Annotated in this window: 2 pseudogenes; both read right to left on the bottom strand. The window is 53.9% G+C overall.

The window, feature by feature from the left end:
• Window positions 1-652: 652 nt before the first annotated feature.
• Window positions 653-1,120: pseudogene (locus tag GOB82_RS13000) on the bottom strand (transposase); the annotation flags it as partial.
• 576 nt (window positions 1,121-1,696) lie between these two features.
• Window positions 1,697-2,897: pseudogene (locus GOB82_RS13495) on the bottom strand (tyrosine-type recombinase/integrase).
• Between the last annotated feature and the right edge of the window lie 382 nt (window positions 2,898-3,279).

Raw genomic sequence — 3,279 nt, forward strand, 5'->3', positions numbered from 1 at the left:
AAGCCATACCGCCGCATCTGTTGCTCCCCCCCCCCTGAAAACCGGGAAAACAATCAGCACAGGCAGCCAGAAAGTACAACTCTCAGGGCCTAACTGACGACACGCCGTAGTATTGCAAGAAAATTTAGAACCGTCCGGTGCTGTCGAGCACCTAGCTAAGATCGCTTGGAAAGGAAGAAGTTCCGTAAGAAATTGTCAATTAATTTAAGTATCCCTAAGGTAAAATATTTTGCGTAGTAAAAATCAACATTTATTCGAAACCTTTCATTCCTAATACGCTTATTCTAATTTTTTTTAACGGCGAAGACAAGAGAGGATGAGGTAGCCTCGGTTTTTCAGACAGGGAGATAAGCTCTCATGACCGTCATTTGAGGAGCGTAGTTGTAAGATGCCTACAACAGAACTCGGTCTGATGTGACCAAAAACTGCTAGAGGACCTGACGGGTATGCTACGAGCCGACCGACGACGATTGATCATGCTCTCGCCCGTGGATTGGTTACCGCATTTACCATTTCCGTCGTGGGCCTACCTCTCTCTCTCTATAGACGGGCATTCGTCAAAACCTGCTCTAGCTTACTACGAGCATTACCCATCTTGCCAGATGGTGGACCCGTCCGTTCGGACAGTTTTTGGGTTTATACCCGGTTGTTGTTATGCTGCCATTCTGACGGCGCTGCTGTTGTCCATGATACGCCTCATCAGGCGTTCGTCCAGCCTAGGCCGTACGGGAACGTTGCCCGTTATAACGGATGATCCGTTTCGTGAGCCCCACTCGAAGTTCTGATGCGGTCTCAAATGCGTACAGGTAAACATATTCGTATCTCAACGACTACCATAGACGCTCGATGAACACGTTGTCCAGCCAGCGCCCACGCCTGTCCATGCTGATACGGATCTGACGGCCTTCCAGGATCCCGGCAAAACGGGGCGTCGTGAATTGTGAGCCTTGGTCCGTGTTGAGAATCTCCGTGGTGCCGTAGCGCATCAGCGCATCCCGGAGTGCCTCAATACAGAACTCCGCGTCCATCGTGTTCGACAGACGCAGGACACCACCTTGCGCGTGAACCAGTCCATGATCGCGACGAGATGGAGAAATCCCCGTTTCATGGGAAGTAGAGTAGGAAGCGCATATGCGCTTCCCCTCTCCGAACCGTACGTGCGCCTTTCAACGCATACGGCTCTCCGTTCAGGCTCGGCTTAAAGCCATTGCCACATCATGATAACGGGAGGTGACCGTGCTCCGTACTTCGTTCCTGAAGATATAGAGGTTTTGCTCGGGGTTCCCCCACCGGAATTGTGCTTTCGGGCTCGTGACGAGTCGTCGCAGCGCCTTTCCGACAGGATTGTCTCGTTCGCTTCGTCCATAGACCAGCCAAGTCTTGGGCTGGCCCGTCTCCGGCACTCGATAGCATTTTCGCATCAGAGGCCTGATACGGGACCCGCGCTTCTTCAGCTCTGCGTTGTAGGAGGGTCAGTTCGTCGTTCGGTAGCGCGTGGGCTTCGGCTTGCTCATGGCAACCAGTTAACAGACGAGATTCATTCCGTGAATCCCGTGCATACATTTGCGCAACAAAGCTACTCAGGGCTTAACTGACGACACGTCGTAGAACTCGATGCGTCTGAATTTTTGTTATTGCGCGCAAAAGGGAACAGTCTGTAATCTTTTCTCCCCCAAAAAAACGGTGTTCGCTCTCTCTATCCGTGCCCCAGGCAGAACGTCTCCCACTGCGCCATCATCTCTTGCCTCTTGCTGAACAGATCGCCCCGCCTGTAAGCAGCTTCGACCTTATCTCCAATGGCATGAGCCAGCGCCATTTCCGCCACCTCCCGTGAAAAGTCCGTCTCCTCCGCCGCCCAGTCGCGGAAGCTGGATCGCAGTCCATGAATGGTCACATCCTTCGTGCCGGCTGCACGATGGAGTGCTTTGGAGACGGCAACATCGCTGAGCGGAGATCCAATTTTTCCACCAGGGAAAATCAGACCCTCGGCTGAAGCGGGTGATGTCAGTACCTCCATCCGCCGGAGCACACTAACGGCACTGACCGTCAAGGGCACGCGATGCTCGCGCTTTGCTTTCATACGCTCGGCCGGAACCACCCAAATCTGCTTCTCGAAATCGATTTCAGACCACAGGGCATGACGTACCTCCCCAGAACGCGGCCGTCAAACAGAGGAAGCGGGCGGCAAGAGCGGCGGAGCCATCCTGTCGACCAAGTTGTGCAAACACCGCTGGAAGATCACGGTAGGGAATGGCCGCATGATGCACGACCTTGGTCACGGCCGTGGGTTTCGGGAGAATATTGGCCAGATGACCGCGCCATCGGGCCGGATTGTTGCCTTCACGCCAATGATGGCTGTGAGCGTAGTCAAGAATGCGCTCGATCCGCCCGCGAATACGGCTGGCTGTTTCAGTGGTCGTTTCCCAAATGGGGCGTAGCACGGACAGCACGTCTTCTGTCTGGATCTGGCCGATCGGGCGGCTCCCCATAAGGGGATAAACATGTCGACCGAGAGAACTGCGCCACATCGGCGCGGAACGCGGGTCTTTCCAGGCGGGTGTCTGCTCCGTGATGTAATGCTCGGCAACTTCCTCGAAGGTTCGCGCTCTGACGATTCTACGCTTTCTTTTGGTCTGCTCCTCCAGAGGATCGATTCCCTCCAGCAGCAGACGCCTGGCATTGGTTGCCTTGGCGCGCGCTTCGGAGAGCGACACATCACGTGCCGGTCCCAATCCCATTTCCCGGCGCTTGCCGGTCAGGGGGCTCTTGAAGCGAAACGTCCAGGCGCGTGTCTCGCCCCGGATCGTGATCCACAGGTTTCCGCCATCGCCGTGAACGCCATCTTTCAGGCTGGCGATCCTGCGTACGGTCAACTGGTTCGGCGGAAGCTTGCTCATGGATTTCCAGTCCCATCTTTGATCCCACCTTATATCATATAGTTTCACGCGTCTATGTGCGGCGGTGTGCGTCGTCAATCCGAACTAATAGATTGTTTTTTAGGGTGAAATGCACTCTAAAGCGTTTTGCCGCGCCTTCATATTGGCGGACATCCCCTCCGCCATTTATCAAAATAAAATCCAATTAAAACAATGACTTATGAGTTTTTAAAAAACTCTTACCCCTCTTATTCCCCCTCTTAAAACGATCGCTAGGCTTTCAGGAGGCAGAGTGGACTTGTAACGGTTTTGTGCCGGTCATCTGAGCGTTTTAAGCTTGTATCAGGAGACCGACGAAACCATGAAACATACGGAAGATTTCAAGCGCGAGGCCGTGAGGATT

The organism is Acetobacter farinalis (assembly GCF_011516935.1).
Lineage (GTDB): Bacteria > Pseudomonadota > Alphaproteobacteria > Acetobacterales > Acetobacteraceae > Acetobacter > Acetobacter farinalis.